Below are 241 nucleotides of genomic sequence, written 5' to 3'. Positions count from 1 at the left end.
ATATCATTTTCAAAAGGGCTTCTCTGATACGTCCCTTTAATTCCATATCAACCACAATGTATACGTTGCCGTATTCATCGTAAAACGGGCGTAAACAGCATTTTGATATATAGGCTTCATAGAACAGCAACAGCTTTTCTATGGCGTTTTCGTTACCGTCCACGGCTGATGATATGAGAAAAAATGATGGAAGTGTGTGTTGCTTATTCTTCATTTGTTTTCTTCTCCTTTAACTGCTTTC

1 protein-coding gene is annotated in these 241 nt (G+C 37.8%); it reads right to left on the bottom strand.

Going from position 1 to position 241, the window contains the following annotated elements; genetic code table 11:
- On the bottom strand, positions 1–214 hold a 214-nt coding region (locus tag NE668_RS10005; RefSeq protein ID WP_256196867.1), incomplete at its 3' end, for a helix-turn-helix domain-containing protein.
- Positions 215–241 lie beyond the last annotated feature (27 nt).

The sequence above is a fragment of the Veillonella parvula genome (genome assembly GCF_024461875.1).
Classification (GTDB): domain Bacteria; phylum Bacillota; class Negativicutes; order Veillonellales; family Veillonellaceae; genus Veillonella; species Veillonella parvula_I.
The sequence above is the reverse complement of the archived record's forward strand: the minus strand, read 5'-3'. Positions and strand labels throughout refer to the sequence as shown.